16 protein-coding genes are annotated in these 16,707 nt (G+C 38.2%); 9 read left to right on the forward strand and 7 right to left on the reverse strand.

Annotation, left to right across the window (positions count from 1 at the left end):
• Positions 1 to 105 precede the first annotated feature (105 nt).
• From AC559H_RS07740 to gcvH, 3 genes are all read right to left on the reverse strand, one after another.
• A complete protein-coding gene (locus tag AC559H_RS07740; RefSeq protein ID WP_026786397.1) occupies positions 106 to 1,179 on the reverse strand; it encodes a class I SAM-dependent methyltransferase in 1,074 nt (357 codons plus the stop codon).
• A 107-nt stretch (positions 1,180 to 1,286) separates the two neighbouring features.
• Positions 1,287 to 1,820, reverse strand: coding sequence for a sll1618 family protein (locus AC559H_RS07745; RefSeq protein WP_026794208.1), 534 nt, complete (start codon positions 1,818 to 1,820; stop codon positions 1,287 to 1,289).
• Between the two features lie 48 nt (positions 1,821 to 1,868).
• A complete protein-coding gene (gcvH, locus tag AC559H_RS07750; RefSeq protein WP_026794209.1) occupies positions 1,869 to 2,258 on the reverse strand; it encodes a glycine cleavage system protein GcvH in 390 nt (129 codons plus the stop codon).
• A 94-nt stretch (positions 2,259 to 2,352) separates the two neighbouring features.
• Here gcvH and AC559H_RS07755 point away from each other — a divergent pair, with 94 nt between their 5' ends.
• The 4 genes from AC559H_RS07755 (at position 2,353) to AC559H_RS07770 (ending at position 5,459) form a co-directional block, all read left to right on the forward strand.
• Positions 2,353 to 3,177 (forward strand): alpha/beta hydrolase, encoded by an 825-nt coding sequence (locus AC559H_RS07755; RefSeq protein WP_036831320.1) that lies wholly within the window; start codon positions 2,353 to 2,355, stop codon positions 3,175 to 3,177.
• 214 nt (positions 3,178 to 3,391) lie between these two features.
• Positions 3,392 to 3,967, forward strand: a complete 576-nt coding sequence (locus tag AC559H_RS07760; RefSeq protein WP_026786393.1) for a TerD family protein — start codon at positions 3,392 to 3,394, stop codon at positions 3,965 to 3,967.
• A gap of 12 nt (positions 3,968 to 3,979) precedes the next feature.
• Complete coding sequence (locus AC559H_RS07765; protein ID WP_026786392.1) at positions 3,980 to 4,582, forward strand: TerD family protein; 603 nt, start codon at positions 3,980 to 3,982, stop codon at positions 4,580 to 4,582.
• 382 nt (positions 4,583 to 4,964) lie between these two features.
• Positions 4,965 to 5,459 (forward strand): matrixin family metalloprotease, encoded by a 495-nt coding sequence (locus tag AC559H_RS07770; protein ID WP_202806287.1) that lies wholly within the window; start codon positions 4,965 to 4,967, stop codon positions 5,457 to 5,459.
• Positions 5,460 to 5,463: 4 nt separating this feature from the next.
• Here the strand turns inward: AC559H_RS07770 and AC559H_RS07775 are convergent, their stop codons facing one another.
• Positions 5,464 to 6,084 (reverse strand): hypothetical protein, encoded by a 621-nt coding sequence (locus tag AC559H_RS07775; protein ID WP_026794212.1) that lies wholly within the window; start codon positions 6,082 to 6,084, stop codon positions 5,464 to 5,466.
• A gap of 6 nt (positions 6,085 to 6,090) precedes the next feature.
• A complete protein-coding gene (locus AC559H_RS07780) occupies positions 6,091 to 7,116 on the reverse strand; it encodes an ImmA/IrrE family metallo-endopeptidase (protein ID WP_026794213.1) in 1,026 nt (341 codons plus the stop codon).
• A gap of 322 nt (positions 7,117 to 7,438) precedes the next feature.
• Between AC559H_RS07780 and AC559H_RS07785 the strand changes: the two genes are divergently transcribed.
• The 5 genes from AC559H_RS07785 (at position 7,439) to AC559H_RS07805 (ending at position 13,977) form a co-directional block, all read left to right on the forward strand.
• On the forward strand, positions 7,439 to 9,274 hold the full coding sequence (locus tag AC559H_RS07785) for an NAD(P)H-quinone oxidoreductase subunit F (protein ID WP_026794214.1): 1,836 nt from the start codon (positions 7,439 to 7,441) through the stop codon (positions 9,272 to 9,274).
• Between the two features lie 70 nt (positions 9,275 to 9,344).
• On the forward strand, positions 9,345 to 10,049 hold the full coding sequence (locus AC559H_RS07790; protein WP_026794215.1) for a carbonic anhydrase: 705 nt from the start codon (positions 9,345 to 9,347) through the stop codon (positions 10,047 to 10,049).
• 103 nt (positions 10,050 to 10,152) lie between these two features.
• Positions 10,153 to 10,875 carry a carbonic anhydrase gene (locus AC559H_RS07795; protein WP_026794216.1) on the forward strand — a complete coding sequence of 241 codons (723 nt, stop codon included), beginning with the start codon at positions 10,153 to 10,155 and terminating at the stop codon, positions 10,873 to 10,875.
• A gap of 202 nt (positions 10,876 to 11,077) precedes the next feature.
• Entirely contained in the window at positions 11,078 to 12,568 is a 1,491-nt protein-coding gene (locus AC559H_RS07800) for an NADH-quinone oxidoreductase subunit M (protein WP_026794217.1), read from the forward strand.
• Positions 12,569 to 12,684: 116 nt separating this feature from the next.
• On the forward strand, positions 12,685 to 13,977 hold the full coding sequence (locus AC559H_RS07805; protein WP_026794218.1) for a CO2 hydration protein: 1,293 nt from the start codon (positions 12,685 to 12,687) through the stop codon (positions 13,975 to 13,977).
• Between the two features lie 331 nt (positions 13,978 to 14,308).
• Here AC559H_RS07805 and AC559H_RS07810 read toward each other — a convergent pair whose 3' ends face one another.
• The gene (locus AC559H_RS07810; RefSeq protein WP_026794219.1) at positions 14,309 to 14,710 is read right to left on the reverse strand and encodes a fasciclin domain-containing protein; all 402 of its coding nucleotides are present in this window, start codon (positions 14,708 to 14,710) and stop codon (positions 14,309 to 14,311) included.
• A gap of 64 nt (positions 14,711 to 14,774) precedes the next feature.
• The gene (locus AC559H_RS07815; RefSeq protein ID WP_026794220.1) at positions 14,775 to 16,442 is read right to left on the reverse strand and encodes an ELWxxDGT repeat protein; all 1,668 of its coding nucleotides are present in this window, start codon (positions 16,440 to 16,442) and stop codon (positions 14,775 to 14,777) included.
• Positions 16,443 to 16,707: the final 265 nt, after the last annotated feature.

Genomic DNA, 16,707 nt, shown 5'->3' on the forward strand with positions numbered 1-16,707 from the left:
ATGGTCGTGAATGGTTACGCGATGCTTGGGTGCAATATCCGGTTAAGGATTATGGGAAGGATTGGGATGATTAATTAATTAATAAAGAAAGCCCTGAAGGGCTTACTACGGTTTTTTTAAGATTAATATATCCTGGTAGTTAGTGGCGGGAGTTCGTCCGCACCATAACCCATAATATTTTGCGGAAACTGTAAAACCTAATGCTTCAATCCACTGTGTTACTGATACTTCTCGATGACCCATATCACTTTCGGGAATTTCTAAATTTGAGAAAAATGAGTCTTCAAATTCATGGATTAAATTTTGAGAACTTTTTCCGGCTTTAATTAGAGCTTCTGATTCTTCATTTAACAAAAAGAATGTACATAAACACCGTCCTCCTGGTTTGAGAACTCGATAAACTTCTTTGAGATAATTTTGAACCGCATTGGCATATAAATGGGTAAATACGGAAGTTAAGAAAACAAAATCAAATTGTTCATCGGAATAGGGAAAATCATAATTTTCTACCTGAATTGTTCCTTCTGTATTATAGCGTTTATTATAAATATTCGCCCATTGAAAGTTAAAATTAGGTCGATGTTCATGAATAACAGATTGATTCCAGTTAATCCATTTTTCAACAATATCAAACCCTTCGTAACGGGCGGTATCGTCTAAATAATAGGCGAGGGAATAGGCCATGCGACCCACGCCACATCCGGCATCTAAAATAGATTCGTGGGGTTTTAATTGGGCTTTATTCACAAAATGACCCAGAAAATCACAGGCGACAAATTTAAAACTTCCTCCCACTCCTACCCGATCTTCTTTATCGGGAACCGGAAGACTAGATTCTAATAAATTGAATAAAATTTCTCCTTCCTCTCCCTTGAATAAAGGAATTAATTGTACTAAAGTATTAAATTGATTCGGTGCAATCACTTCTATGGGAATATAAATTAAAAATCGAGCTTGGTTGGCGTTAGGTAAGGTAGGAAATAGTTTATAAACATCGGGACTAGGCAGGTTTTTTTCGATTTTGAATTGGGTGATTTCTTGACCCCCAATAATTAGTTTAAACCCTTCTATGGGTTCACCTTGAATTGAAGTTACCCATCCTTTTAAACGGACTTGATCCGCTTCTAGGGTAACATCTCCTAAACAGCCGAGGGTTTTGAGGGAGGGATGAGAATTCATAAGATGATTTTTGGTAACTTTAATTGAATGAAAAATTATTCTCCCCTCTCCGAAAGTAAGGAGAGGTAGAGTTTAATTACTATTCCTTGTTTTTGGATTTAGAATGACTATAATAAGCGTTCTAAAATCTTGACTATAGCCGCCAGTTGTTCTGAATCATATTTCCAACGTTCTAGGAAATCTTGATAGCTTCCTGCTCCGGTTTGAACACTGTTGAATAGTTGTTGAAGCCGCGATCGCAAAAGGGAAAAATTCAACTGTTGAATTAAATTAGAAGAACGTTGAACAACCCGTTGTGAACTTTCCTGCATTTCTAGGTTATTATGTCGATGATGATAGATAACCATTGTTGCAGACATCGCCACATTTTTAACCAGTAAGTCTGACACAATTTCCGGCGAAGTTTCTAAGGCTTGAATCAGAGAAACAATGGGCTGATCAAAACAAGAACGAGCATCGGTTAAGTAGGTTACAAAAAATCCCCTAGCTCCATTCTGAGTTTTGACTAACTCCGTGATCACTTTTTCAATTTCAGCCTCCGATAACGAGTTTTCTTCTAGTTTATTTAACAACAGTTGGGTAATTTCTATACCTTGCTCAAAGGTAATGTTTTCTGGAACTGAAATAGATGAATCGGTCATAGATCTTTTGTAATCAAGATTTTGAACATACCTAAAACCCAAAACCCTCTATTCAACGCCTTCAACTAAGGCTTGATATTGTTCTGCGGATAAGATATCATCTAAATCACTCAGATTATCAACTTGAACTTTGATTAACCATCCTTCTCCATAGGGATCATCACATATAATTTCAGGGGAATCTTCAACGGTAGTATTGCATTCAATCACTTTCCCACTGATCGGTGCATAGAATTCTGCAACGGCTTTCACAGATTCAAGCGTTCCATACTCTGCCCCTTTCTCAAACCAAGTATCCTGCTTCGGTAGTTCTACAAAAACGATATCTCCTAGTTCATGTACAGCAAAGCTAGTAATACCAATGGTGGCAATGTTGCCCTCCATTCTGACATATTCATGCTCATTTGTATATCTGAGATCATCAGGATAGTCTGCCATAGTGATTCCTTACAATTTGTTAACTCTATTAATTGTTCACCAAATCTATTAAACTACAAAATTAGAATAAAAACAGCTTTACCTTGTAAATAACATGATCAACCGCCAGACTTTGATCAAACGCTTTATTATTGGTGACTTTTCCCTAAAACGCATGATCCGTTTTCTGATAATTTTGTATGTAGCTGTTGGGGTTTGGGCATATTTCTATTCAGAACGCTTAATTTTTATCCCTCAACCTTCTAGCTATCAACTGACTCCAGAATTCCTAACCCTGAAAACAGAGCCGGGTGTAAATATCACAGCCTTATATTTACCAAATCCTAAAGCTAAATATACTATTCTTTATAGTCATGGCAATGCGGAAGATTTAGGAGATATTCGCGTTGTATTAGAATTACTTCGTCAGATGGGATTTGCGGTTTTTTCCTATGATTATCCCGGTTATGGCATGAGTCAAGGAGAACCATCAGAACTAGGTACTTATCAAGCCATTGATACTGCTTATAATTATCTCACACAACAGTTAAAAATTCCTCCGAATCAGATTATTGTTTATGGTCGTTCAGTCGGTGGGGGGCCATCGGTTGATTTGGCATCTCGTAAACCTGTGGCGGGTTTGGTTCTTGAGAGTGCATTTGTTAGCACCTTTCGGGTGAAAATAGACTTGCCTTTATATCCTTTTGATAAGTTTCCCAATCTCAGCAAAATTCCTTTGATTAAAGCTCCGGTTTTAGTGATTCATGGAACAGTTGATCAAGTGATTCCTTTTAGTCATGGACAACGATTATTTGCCGCCGTAAATACTCCTAAATTGTCCTTTTGGGTAGAAGGGGCTGATCATAATGATGTTAGTGAAGTTGCGGGCGATCGCTATGAACAAATATTAAAAGAATTTATCCAAATCCTGAAAAATTAAATCTTATTGATCCACAGTGGTATTTTTTTGCAGACTATAGCACCTCTAACTACTACTATCAAAAGATTTTTACTTTTATAATTACTCTGTAAGAGTCCCATCAGGCGCTGAGTTTTTTGTATTTTAAACGATCTTGACTTATACAGCCTAGGGCATCTATAATTCCGTATATAGTCTTATTTATAACTAATCTAATACAGAGGAAAACTGAATCATGGGAGTTTCACTTACCAAAGGGCAGCGCGTATCTCTCGACAAGATCGCACCGGGATTATCCGAGGTATTCGTAGGACTAGGATGGGACGTTAAAGTTACAGACACAGGTTCCGACTTTGACCTAGACTCATCCTTGTTTTTGCTGGGTGCCAATGAAAAACTGATTTCAGATAATCACTTTATTTTTTACAACAATCTCACCAGTCCCGACCCTGATCAATCGGTTCAGCATACCGGAGATAACCTTACGGGTGTGGGTGAAGGTGATGATGAAGTTATCAAAATCAACCTCAAAAAAATCCCTGCTGACATCCAAAAAATTATTGTGACTGTGACGATCCACGAAGCACAACAACGGCATCAGAACTTTGGACAAGTGCAAAATGCTTTTGTGCGGATCGTAAATGCCGAGACAAAACAAGAAGTTGTCCGTTATGACCTGGTTGAAGACTATTCAATTGAGACTGCGTTAATTATGGCTGAACTCTACCGTAAAGACGGAGAGTGGCGTCTGAATGCAGTGGGAGCAGGTTATCAAGGCGGTTTACAAACATTACTTGATCGCTATAGCTAAAAGGCAAAACCAATGGGAATTAATTTACAAAAAGGGCAACGGATCTCGCTTTCTAAAGAAGCACCAGGACTCAAAAAACTGATTTGCGGACTAGGCTGGGATGTGGTCAAAAAAACGGGTGGTGGTTTATTTGGTGCTTTCACCAATAGCCCAGACTACGATCTCGATGCCTCCATAATCTGTTTAGATGCTGATGGCAAAGTCAATGATATAGCTAATGTCGTTTACTTTGGCAATCTCAACCACCGTTCAGGAGCAATTACCCATCTAGGCGATAATCTCACGGGTGCAGGAGAGGGAGATGATGAACAAATCATTGTGGATTTATCTCTAATACCATCACAGATTACAAAACTGATTTTCACGGTTAATATCTACGATTGTATAGCTCGCAAACAAGATTTCGGACAGGTAAAAAATGCCTTTGTGCGCTTAGTTAATATGTCCAACAATCAAGAACTGGCTCGGTATAACCTATCGGGATCTGAGTACAAAGGTATGACCGGAATGCTCATGGCTGAATTATACAAGCACAACGATGATTGGAAATTGGCTGCAATTGGCAACGGTGTTAGTGTGAACGGTTTAGTGGAAATTGTTAAATCCTATGGCTAACTATTCGCTGAGTGCCAAAAGAAAATCAACTGAATGTTAATCTAATCAGCATCCGTCTCTCTGACGGATGTTGATGCAGCGAAATATCCTATATTTTTCGGCAAGGACATTAGCTGAAATTAGCTCAAAAAAATTTATGATCATAAAAAATCCCCATTCTAAGTAAATGTCTCTGTATGATCGCCTGGATCTAACCAAACACAATCGCCAGCTTAAACTTCCCCTTTCCCAGCGTATTGACCTGACTAGGCCATCTAAACCCCGATGTCCAGGGTGTCGATCTCGGATTCAGCCTCAGTGGGAGTTTTGCCCTTCTTGCGGGCGAACTCTCACAAACCCAGATCACGAGTTTCGTCGTTGCATTTGGATAGATGTGTCGGGAATGGATGTCGCACCGGAAAATAGGGATGGGATCACTACTCTTTTTATAGATGCCTTTTCAAAACTCTATGGTGCTTTGAGAAGTGTCAACGTATTTTTGACTTCAGATATCCCCGACCCTAAAGAGTGGGGAGAAGATTTTACTCACGTCTATATATTTGCTGACAACCAACCTGTTAACTATCTAGGAGTGGCTAGTTTTCTGTCAGGAATGGTTACAGACCGTGCAATTATTCGTATTGACCAAGTATTTTATGCTTCTTACGATGCCAACCTTAGTGTTAATCACTTGTCTAACTTAATTGCCAATACTATTGCCCATGAAATCGGACATACACTTGGACTGGATCATTCCACATTGCCCACAGACGTTATGCACGATGGATTGGATCATACCATTCATAATTTAATGCCTCCCTCATTTCATGCAGAGCAAATTAACTTAATGAACGCTGCTATTCGCCGTTATAGAGCCAAGAATAAACGAGAGGAATAGCCTCCTAGGTTAGATTTGCTAATAACCCTTGTGATTGCTTTTCCAAATGCTTAATGTAGCTATTTAACGCTTCTTTGACGCTGGTTTCATCCGCAGGAGTTGACAATCCAAAGGAATTTCTAATTGCTTTGTCACAGTCTGGGGCAACTGAGACCCTGTGTCGAACCCAATCAATTCCATTAATTGAGATTAGCTTCAGCAAAATTTGTTCAAGACAGATAGTACGACCTACTAGGCGTTGATGAATTGATGCAATACTCTGATCACTTGCTAATGCTTTTAAGCAACGCTTATCACCAGTCATTAACCAAAAAGCCGACTCGGTTGCTGTGGCGGCGATGAGTGATGCTTCGCCTTCATCTATTTCGTCAATCCTCAGCAGCAATTGAAATTCATCCGTTGGTTGGGTTTGCACAGTTTGGCATTTCTCGACAATAGAGATTGCCCTCTGTATACCTTCTGGGGAATAGTATTTAGCCTTATTTTTTGCTTGCATACTGTAGATAGCCGTATTCAAAACCCGCAAGTCCTGCCAGGTCAAATCCAAAGCAGCGATCACTTCTGCAAACAGGTCGTATGCTGCTAGTTTTAGGATGATGTCGTTATCTAAAAAACAAACTAACAAACAGGTCTACCCTCCTACTTGATCCCGATCTAGTTTAAGTGCTAGAGCTAAATATTCTTGATTGTCTTCACTTAAACAATCCCAGTCTAACAATTGACTCAATTGCTGATTGATTATTTCAGGGGCGTTTTCATTCTTTTCAATTAGATTAACTGCTTTTCTTGCCACCCCAAAGTGACTCTTTTTATACCAGCCGTAATTCCAGGCGATCGCCCCGGGATCGTTATGATCACGCTTGGCTTTTTCACAAGCACTTAAAGCAAGGCTTTCAGCTTTCATATATTGAGGGAAATAATATACTTGGTCAGATTTTCCAAGTAACAATTCAATCGCAAATTCATTGGCTGCACATTCGTTATCGTTTTGCACATCATCAAGCTTGATTTCCTCATCGTTGATGGTTTCTCCTGCTTCTAGGTGATTGAGGGCAATATGACCCAATTCATGGGCTAAAATGAAGGCAAGACGACTAGGAGACAAATCTTGCAAACTAATCACCACGACAGGTTTAGAGATGCAATCTGTCACCATACCAGAAAACTTTTTAACGGTTTTGGGAAACCTAGCAAAGTGAAAAACGGGCATACCATATTTACCACAGAAATTTAATAAGCTTTCGAGATTAACAACTTTTCCTAGGTTGATAATTTCTTCCCTAATCTGATAAGCCGTTATCCCGGCAATAGGTTGATACTCTTTTGTATATGTTTTAACAACAAGTTCCGCAACTCGTCGCCCTAAATGACTGGCAATACTGATTTCTGGTACAACAGGATGATCAACTTTTTTGTAACAGGTTTTGGTGGATTGTTGAAAAGTTGGCTGAGATTCAGGGGTAATTAATGACTGAAATTCGAGATTGAAGCGCCGGGAGATATAGGCAGCCGCTGTAAGGGTTGCATCGGGAAGGGTTTCACATTCTTCCGTCCACCATTCAGGAAGCCCATTCTCGCGCACAAAATTTTTGCTCAATCCCATCTGATGGAGGCGAGCATAGAGGGTTGAGATATCAATGGAGTTAGTGACTGCCATAATCCCTCCCGAAATTACTAAATCACATTCCAAAATAGCATTTTTAGTAAGAAAGTGTCAAGTGTTAAAGAAAAGGGGGAGGATCGGCTTAGATATAAGCAAAACCTATGATATTTATTAAATATATCTGTTATATTGATATGCTTTTCGATCTATTCATATACTAATATCTATGGTATGTTTATATTCAACAGTCAAAAGTCTATGTAACTTTCCTAAGTCAATGGGACTTCAGAAAGCTACAAAGCTCTTGGGGTAAGATTTTGCCCCTAGGTGATTCTCCATTTTCATCTTTCTGCAAACTGATCAATAGGTCACACCAATGGCTGATTTTTTCCTAAAAACCTTATGGTGGATACCCTGCTACCCATTAATCGGAGCTTTGTTATCTACCCTCTGGTTTCCCTCCATTATTCGACGCACTGGCCCCCGTCCAGCCGGATATGTCAATATAATTACCACCTTATTCGCCTTTTTGCATGGGTTATTTGCCCTAACAGAAATTTGGGGTCAACCTCCTCAACAGTTAATCATTCCTTGGTTTAGTATCGTTAATCTCAACCTTGATATTCCCCTAGAAATCTCTGTTATCACTGTTGCAGCCACCTTAGTAATTACTGGGTTAAATCTCCTAGCCAAAATTTACGCCGTCGGTTACATGGAGATGGATTGGGGTTGGGCACGTTTTTATTCCTTATTAGCCCTATTTGAAGCCGGGTTATGTGGGTTAGTCCTGTGTAATTCCCTGTTCTACAGTTACATTATTCTGGAAATCCTCACATTAGGAACTTATTTATTGGTAGGATTATGGTTTAACCAACCCTTGGTTGTCACCGGGGCTAGAGATGCCTTTTTAACCAAACGGGTCGGAGACTTATTCCTATTAATGGGAGTGGTCGCCCTATTTCCTCTCGCCGGAACTTGGAATTTTACGGAGTTAGCCCAATGGTCACAAACAGCCCAACTTGACCCCAAAGTTGCCACTCTATTAGGGTTAGCATTACTGGCGGGGCCACTAGGAAAATGCGCCCAATTTCCCTTACATTTATGGTTAGATGAAGCGATGGAAGGCCCCCTTCCCAGTACAATTTTACGCAATTCTGTTGTCGTTGCCTCTGGAGCTTGGGTGTTAGTCAAAATGCAGCCAGTTTTAGCCTTGTCTCCTTTAGTAATGTCAACTATGGTATTTATTGGGTTAGCAACATCAGTGGGAGCCAGTTGTATTGCTATTGCTCAAATTGATATTAAACGCGCCCTTTCCTATTCCGTTAGTGCCTATATGGGCATCACATTTATTGCCGTTGGAACCGGGCAAACTCAAGTGGCTCTTTCTCTATTATTCACCTATACTTTGCCGATGGCATTATTAGTTATGACTACAGGGGGAATTATTAGTAATAATGTCACCCAAGATTTAACCCAATATGGCGGTTTATGGTCACGGCGTCCGATATCGGGATTGTGTTTTTTAGTCGGAATTATCGCCTTAGTTGCTGTTCCTCCCTTTGGCGGTTTTTGGACAATATTAGAGTTAGCAGAAACCCTCTGGAACACTCAACCAGCTATTGCACTTTGCCTATTTTTAGTAAATGGTTTAACTGTCTTTAGTTTAACTCGTGAATTTGGGTTGATTTTTAGCGGAAAACCCAAACAAATGACCACTCGTTCCCCTGAAGGTTTATGGGCGATGGTATTACCTATGACAATTTTAGCGGGATTTTGTCTGCATATTCCCTTGTTATTAAAACAATGGAATTTATTACCCCAAGGAGAAAATATTAATCTAACGGTTGCAGGTTTATTAATTACCTCGACGGTTTTAGGATGGGGACTCGGTGCTATGATTTATTGGAATAGTAATTGGCAAAAACCTGTTAAACTGCCATCTCAAGCAGTACAAGACTTCTTTGCTTATGATTTTTACACCGCAAAACTGTATCGAGTCACGATTATTTTTGTAGTTGGATTAATCTCTAATACAATGTATTGGATTGACCGCTATATTGTTGACGGATTTGTCAACCTAGTCGGAATAGCAACGGTTTTTAGTGGACAAAGTTTAAAATACAACGTTTCTGGCCAAACCCAGTTTTATGCTTTGACAATTATCTTGGGAGTGACTTTACTTTTAGGATTTTTTACGCTGAATTTGTTTTAAAAGATTTCCCAATTTTCGTCTATAATCCATCCAAAGGATTAATTATCTATCAACTCAAGGTGAAAAAGTCATGGACAAAACTCAACAAAACTTAACCATCTCCCGTCGGAATTTATTAAAATTTGGTGCAGGAGTAGCGGGAACTGCGGCTTTAACTGCCGGGCTAGGAACAAAAGTAAGTTTGTTCAAATCTCAACCCGCCGTTGCCCAGAACAATATTACCCCCGAAGAAGCCTTAAAACAACTGTTAGAAGGAAACCAACGGTTTATCGAAAATAAACGAAAAAGTCCTAATCAAACTATGACCAGAGTTCAAGAAGTTGCCAAAGGACAAGCCCCCTTTGCAGCTATTCTCAGTTGTGCAGATTCCCGTGTGCCTGCGGAAATTATTTTTGACCGAGGTTTTGGAGATTTATTCGTAGTTAGAAATGCCGGAAATATTGCTACTCCAGAAGAAATTGGTAGTCTTGAATTTGGAACATTAGTGTTAGGGGCAAAAGTCCTTATGGTGATTGGGCATCAAAGTTGCGGGGCGGTCAAAGCCACTATTGCTGGCAATGCAGTTCCCGGTCAAATTGCCAGTATTTTAGATGCAATTAAACCGGCGATCAAGCCTAATCAAACTTTAGAAGAATCGACTATTGCTAATGTCAAATTAGGAATTAGTAGTTTACAGGCTTCTCCAGTTATTTCTCAATTAATTAAAGACGGGAAATTAAAAATAGCAGGAGGCTACTATAACTTAGAAACCGGAATGATAAAAGTTGTGGCTTAAAGCTACCTTCAGCAAGTTTATAATCAGGCTCATTTTGCCATGAATCTGGGATAAACTTGCTTGAGATAGTTTTAACTCCATAGCATTAACCAGGTAAAACAACATGAACCAAGATTACAATACACCCAATTATACCCGCAGACATTTATTACAATATGGTGTTTGCATTGCGGGAACGGCCTTGTTCACGGCGGGAATAACAACGAAATTTTTAGACCAAGAAAAAAAGAAAACTCTCGGAGAAACTTCTAGTTGTGAACCCAAAGAAATAACCAGTGAAGTAGCTTTGGAAAGATTAATCTTAGGAAACAAACGGTTTATGGAACATAAACAGAAACATCCTAACCAACATCGAGAACGCATCAAAGAAGTTGCCGAAGGTCAAAAACCTTTTGCAGCTATTTTGGGGTGTGCTGATTCCAGAGTAGCACCAGAAATTATTTTTGATCAAGGTTTGGGCGATATTTTTGTGGTTCGTAATGCGGGGAATGTGGTTACCACCGAAGAAATGGGTAGTCTGGAATTTGGAGCTTTAGAATTAGGAATTAAAACTATCATAATTCTGGGGCATCAAAAATGTGGAGCGGTTAAAGCCACCCTGGAAGGAAATGCTGTACCTGGTAAAATTGGTAGTATCATTGATGCAATTAAACCGGCAATTAAAGGCGACCCAACTTGGGATGAAGCGGTTATTGCTAATGTGAAACTGGAAATAAAACGGTTAAAATCTTCTCCGGTTATTGCTAAATTAATTGCCGATGAAAAATTAAATGTCGTCGGCGGTTTTTATAAATTAGAGACCGGAGAAGTCAAGATAATTGCCTAAAATTTGTGTGGAAATAGAAATTTTATCCAAAAAATTACTGAGAGTGTAATAAATAATTTCTATTGCCATTATCCAAACTTTAAATATTAGAATGTTACCTGTTTCAAAGCCTGGTAAGTTATGATTAATAAAGTTTGGAAACTAAATTTTTGGTTAACTTGAATATCGCTGAGATTACCCCTGATATTAAAACCATAAACCTATGTTGAGTGCTTTAATTATTATTCCAGTTTTGGCAGTTCTATTAATTGGACTCTTACCTAAACAATTGTCGGCTTCTCAAGTTCGTTCCATTGCTTTAGCAATCACAGGTGTGATTTTAATTTGGACAATAAAACTCAGCTTTGATTTTGATTTAACCAATCCTAATTTCCAATTGCAAGAATATTTAGCTTGGATTCCCCAATTAGGACTATCCTATAGTTTAGGAATAGATGGTTTATCCTTTCCCTTAATCGGTTTAAGCGGGGTTTTAACCTTTATTGTCATTGCCAGTAGTCACAAAAATTTGGAGCGTCCTCGCCTCTATTACTCCATGATTTTATTAGTGAATGCGGCAATTGCTGGAGCCTTTTTATCTCAAAACTTACTCCTGTTTGTTTTATTCTATGAATTAGAATTAATCCCCATTTATCTTTTAATTAGCATCTGGGGTGGTGAAAAACGTGCCTATGCAGGGATGAAATTTCTGATTTATACCGCCCTTTCTGGGATTCTAATTCTAGCCGGATTTTTAGGTATGGCGTGGTTAAGTGATGCCGGAAGTTTTGATTATTCTGCCATTCAAACTCAGAACTTTGAATTAACGACTCAGTTAATTTTACTCACGGTTTTACTATTAGGATTTGGGATCAAAATTCCCCTAGTTCCCCTGCATACTTGGTTACCCGATGCCTATGTCGAATCTTCTCCCCCCGTGACAATTTTATTGGGCGGAATTTTAGCAAAATTAGGAGCCTATGGTTTAATTCGTTTTGGTTTACAACTGTTTCCTGAAGCTTGGCATATTGTTAGCCCTACCCTGGCAACAATTGGGGTAATTAGTGTGTTATATGGAGCTTTAACCGCTATTGCTCAACAGGATATTAAACGCATGGTAGCCTATAGTTCGATTGGTCATGTAGGTTATATTTTAGTGGCGGCTGCGGCTGCGAATGAATTAAGTTTAATTGGGGCAATTGCTCAAATGGTAGCCCACGGTTTAATCTTGGCTATTCTATTTCAATTAGTCGGAATTGTAGAAGAAAAAGTCGGAACCAGGGACTTAAATATTCTGAATGGTTTAATGAACCCGGTTCGCGGTTTACCCTTAACCAGTGCTTTATTAATTATGGCAGGAATGGCGAGTGCTGGTATCCCCGGTTTAGTGGGATTTGTCGCCGAGTTTCCCGTCTTCCAAGGCACATTTTCCGTCTTCCCAGTTCACAGTTTATTGTGTATTATTGCCTCCGGTTTAACGGCTGTTTATTTCGTGATTCTCCTCAACCGAACTTGTTTTGGTAAACTGGATAATAAATTAGCTTATTATCCCAAAGTTACCTTCTCAGAACAAGCTCCCGCATTAATTTTAGCCGCATTTATTTTCATTCTGGGGATACAACCTACTTGGTTATTTCGATGGATGGAACCCACCGCCCAAGCCATGGTTATTGCCTTAAATCAATCGGTTCCTACCCAAGTCGCTATTAAATAATAAACCCGTAGAGGCGGGTTAAAATCAAGTTAAAATCAATCTTTCTGAACCCACTATCAACCCAACTAAACCCGCCCTATCCCAATTTTTAACAACAATTAAAACCAAAAAAAATCATGACAACAGCAACTTTATCTCAAACAAAATTACCTCCCTCAACCCATGAATTTTCCCAGATTATTCACCGCTTAGAAGCCGGGGGAGCAATGTTACCCGATACCCCAGAAAACTTAATGCAAATTATCGGGATTTATAAAGCCTATGCAGTACCAATGGATTTCTATTGGCGGGATTTACTTTATATTGCAGAACAAGTTTTTTTAAATCCTTTACCATTTTTAAAATACTTCATTCCTCAAGAATATTTAGATTTGCATAATCATTATGCTGGCGATGATGCTGATTTAAGAGTTTGGCGAGGAGAAGCAACAGCACACCCGGAATTATTAGCTTTTATAGAAAAGGGTGAAACTGTAAAAATGCCAAAACTATTGCATCATTTATGGCATGATCGAGTGAATATGGAATTTGCAGAAGCTTGTATGCAAGCAATGTTTTGGCATCGAGATATGGGAGGACAATTTGATCCATATTTAGATACCGATGAATATAAAACTAACGCAGATAAAGCTATTAAAGCCTATTTTAAGAAAAATCCGATGATGATGGGATTATATAAACTATTCCCTGATTTATTCTTAGAACAGGTCAAAATGATGTCCTATTATAGTAATTTAGGACTATTCTGGGAAGTGATGGCGCCTGTGTTTTTTGAAATGAGTGATCTCTATGATGAAGGCAAAATTACCAGTGTTCCTGAAGCGATGAATTTTCTTGTTAATGGGATTTTTGCTATTGCAGGACGACCGATTTATCATCATGTTTATATTGATGGGAAATGCTATGAAATTATCCCCAAATCTAAGGGGTTTATGTGGTTATATGAGGCGGCATTACCCTACGTTGAAGCCGTGTTTTATCGGACGTCTCCCTTCCGAGGAACTAAATCCTATAATGCTCAAGCCCAGCAAGTTCCTGATGATCAAAATGATTTCCATTATGGGATTCTTTATGCTGATATTTTTCCCGTTGGGACAGCCGGAATTCCTCCCACATTATTAATGCAAGATATGTTACATTTCTTGCCTAATTATTTAGTCGAATATTACCAAAAACATTGTCGAGGAGAGGATGATATGTTGATTCAGTTGGCGAATAGTTTCCAACGGTCAATGTATTGTGTCACGTCTGCGGTAATTCAAGCGTTACGCACGGCTTTACTGTATCCTTTAGATGATCAAAATCCTAAACATTTGATCGCAAATCGTCAATTTTTTGAATCTCAATTAGATCGTTTTAAACGTCCTGAAGCACGATTAAGAGATATTCAATGCTCTGATTATCGTTAAGTTGGGTGTGGGGTGTAGGATTAGTTCTTTAATGTTTATCCGATTAAATTTTCTACACCCTCGGTTTATAATGATTTAGGGGGAATTTTTGAATAAACCACAAAGGCACTAAGACACTAAGAATAATTAAATAAAGTTAATTGTTGATATTTATGAGGGAGAATTGTTATATTTTTTTTACCGATTCTCTGACAAATCCATTGAATACAAATTGGAACCACAGCATTGCCAAATAAAGCATTTAGTAATCTTGATAGAGATTTTTTGATTAATTTAATACCCATGTTTTGGGCGAGGAGACCTCGCCCCTACGGGTTATTTTTCCCAATAATTAACCCATTAAAATCACGGTATCAATGACATGAATAATGCCGTTATCCGCTTCAATATCTGGTGCAAGTACCGTGGCATTTTTGACTTCAAAACCATCGGAACAGTTAATAGGAATTGGTGAACCTTCCAAAGAAGTAACAGAACCTAATTTTTCTAAATCGGCTTTCGTTAGTTTACCCGAAACGACATGAAATTTTAGAATTCTAGCTAACTGCGGTGGATTTTGAACTAAGGTTTGTACTGTTCCAGGGGGAAGTTTTGCAAACGCTTCGTCATTGGGTGCAAACACAGTAAAAGGGCCAGGACTTTTTAATGCTTCCACTAAACCTGCGGCTTGAACAGCGGCTACCAGGGTTGTAAATGAACCCGCACTTACAGCAATATCAACAATATCAGCCATGGAGAGAATTTAACCTAATTAAAAAAGAGTTCCTCTAAAAATGGTAAACGAATTTTGAACAAAATTAGAAACCATTGCTAGAATTAGAAAAATTTGGCAATTGATAAGTGCTGATTACTTCAGACATTAACTTGAGATTACTCATAGCTAAACTCCTAACATCACTTCCTAATTGGGTCGGGGTTAATTTCCATAATTCATTGCCATGTATGCCATCATCAGCGAGTAAATAAAGTGTATTATTCACATCAACGGGAATGGAAGGATTAGAACTTCCTTTTCCTGGGTTAATATCTGCTACCATCATTGTACCTGTTTCTGTACCATTACTCATCCACAATTCTTTACCATAAGTTGGATCAGTTAATTGAAAATAAAGGATGTTATTGATGGATTGTAATTTTTCGTTGTTAATAGGGAAACTGGTATTAGGAAAATCTTTGACTAATGTTGTCCCGATTTCTGTACCATCAGTTTTCCACAACTGAGCCGTTGATATCTTGGTATTATCGTCGTATTTTGATATTTGAAAATACAAGTTATTGTCAATAGTTTCCCAGTCCTCAATTGATAAATCTCCCACATCTTTGATTAAACTAATATTGCCATTATTTCCATCTATTTTCCATAACTGATTGTTGGATATCTTGGTAAGAGAGTCATAATCATTCCGAAAAAAATACAAGGTATTGTTGACTGTTGTTAAGTAATCTGGAGAATAATTTCCTAAGTCTTGAACTAAGGTTGTTCCGGCATTTGTGCCATCACTTTTCCATAATTCATAGGTTGTTTTATTGTTATTTTCTGAGGGGGAGACGGATACTGAAAAGTAAAAAGTATTGTTGACTTCTCCCCAAAATTTATTAATATCTCTGATGTTGCCAAAATCTTTAACGACAGTTGTTCCCGTATTAGTTCCATCACTTTGCCAGAGTTGATAATTTACGGGAACCTCTGGCGAATATTGACTATTCACTTCAAAGTATAAGGTATTATTGATAATGGCTGTGTTATTTTCAGAAGTATCACAAAATATTGAATCACCAAAGTCTTTAACCAAGGTTATTCCTGCTTCTGTACCATCGGTTTTCCACAACTGAAACGCAGAGGGAAGGTTAATGGTAGCAAGATCTATATGCAAAACGTTCTTGTCGTTATTAACATCTAAATACAAAACGTTGTTAATTTCTCTGAAATTAGATATAGTATGGCCGAAATCTTTAACTAAGGTTGTTCCCGCTTCTGTACCATCTGTTTTCCATAACTGATTCTCATCATAGGAGGAGCCTACTGTAGTAAAATAAAGGCTGTTCTCAATGGGAGTAAAATTCCTGATATTCCAGTAACTTCCCAAGTCTTTAACTAACTGAACTCCTGTATCTGTGCCATCAGTTTTCCACAACTGCAAGCTTGAGGTCATTGTGCTAGGATCTAGATTGATGACTTGAAAATATAGGGTGTTGTTATCTACTTTCAAGGCTGAAGAACCGTGAGAGGATAAACCTTGATCTTTAACTAAATTAGTATCTGCTTCTGTGCCATCACTTTTCCACAACTGTTCCTTGGCTGAATAGGAATAATAACAAGATCCAGTTTGATCAGCTTGGAAATAGAGGGTATTGTTAAAATTTGTCAACTGATCTGCGGAAAGGTCAGACTGTCCGGGAAAAATATCTTTAACGAGTTCGGCTTTCCAAGGAGAAATAATGGTTAAATCTTGAACCGTTGACATACAATTATGCTCCTTTTTACAGTTCTAAGTTATTTTGTGAAAGGGTTGGGTAAAAATATGACTTCCTAGGAGTCTTTCCAAGCAGATGAACCTGTTTATATTACTCTTGAGTATATATACTTAACAAGTATAACTTTCTCAAAATGGGATTGTTCTTTTCTTAATCATTTCTTCAATAAATTATTGAGATATATATTTATTTATCAACTATTATTAATATACGAATTGAATCCGTATATTAATCTTTCCAGCCTAGTTTTATAAT

Origin of the sequence: Planktothrix prolifica NIVA-CYA 540 (genome assembly GCF_963864145.1) — a bacterium.
Taxonomy (GTDB): domain Bacteria; phylum Cyanobacteriota; class Cyanobacteriia; order Cyanobacteriales; family Microcoleaceae; genus Planktothrix; species Planktothrix agardhii.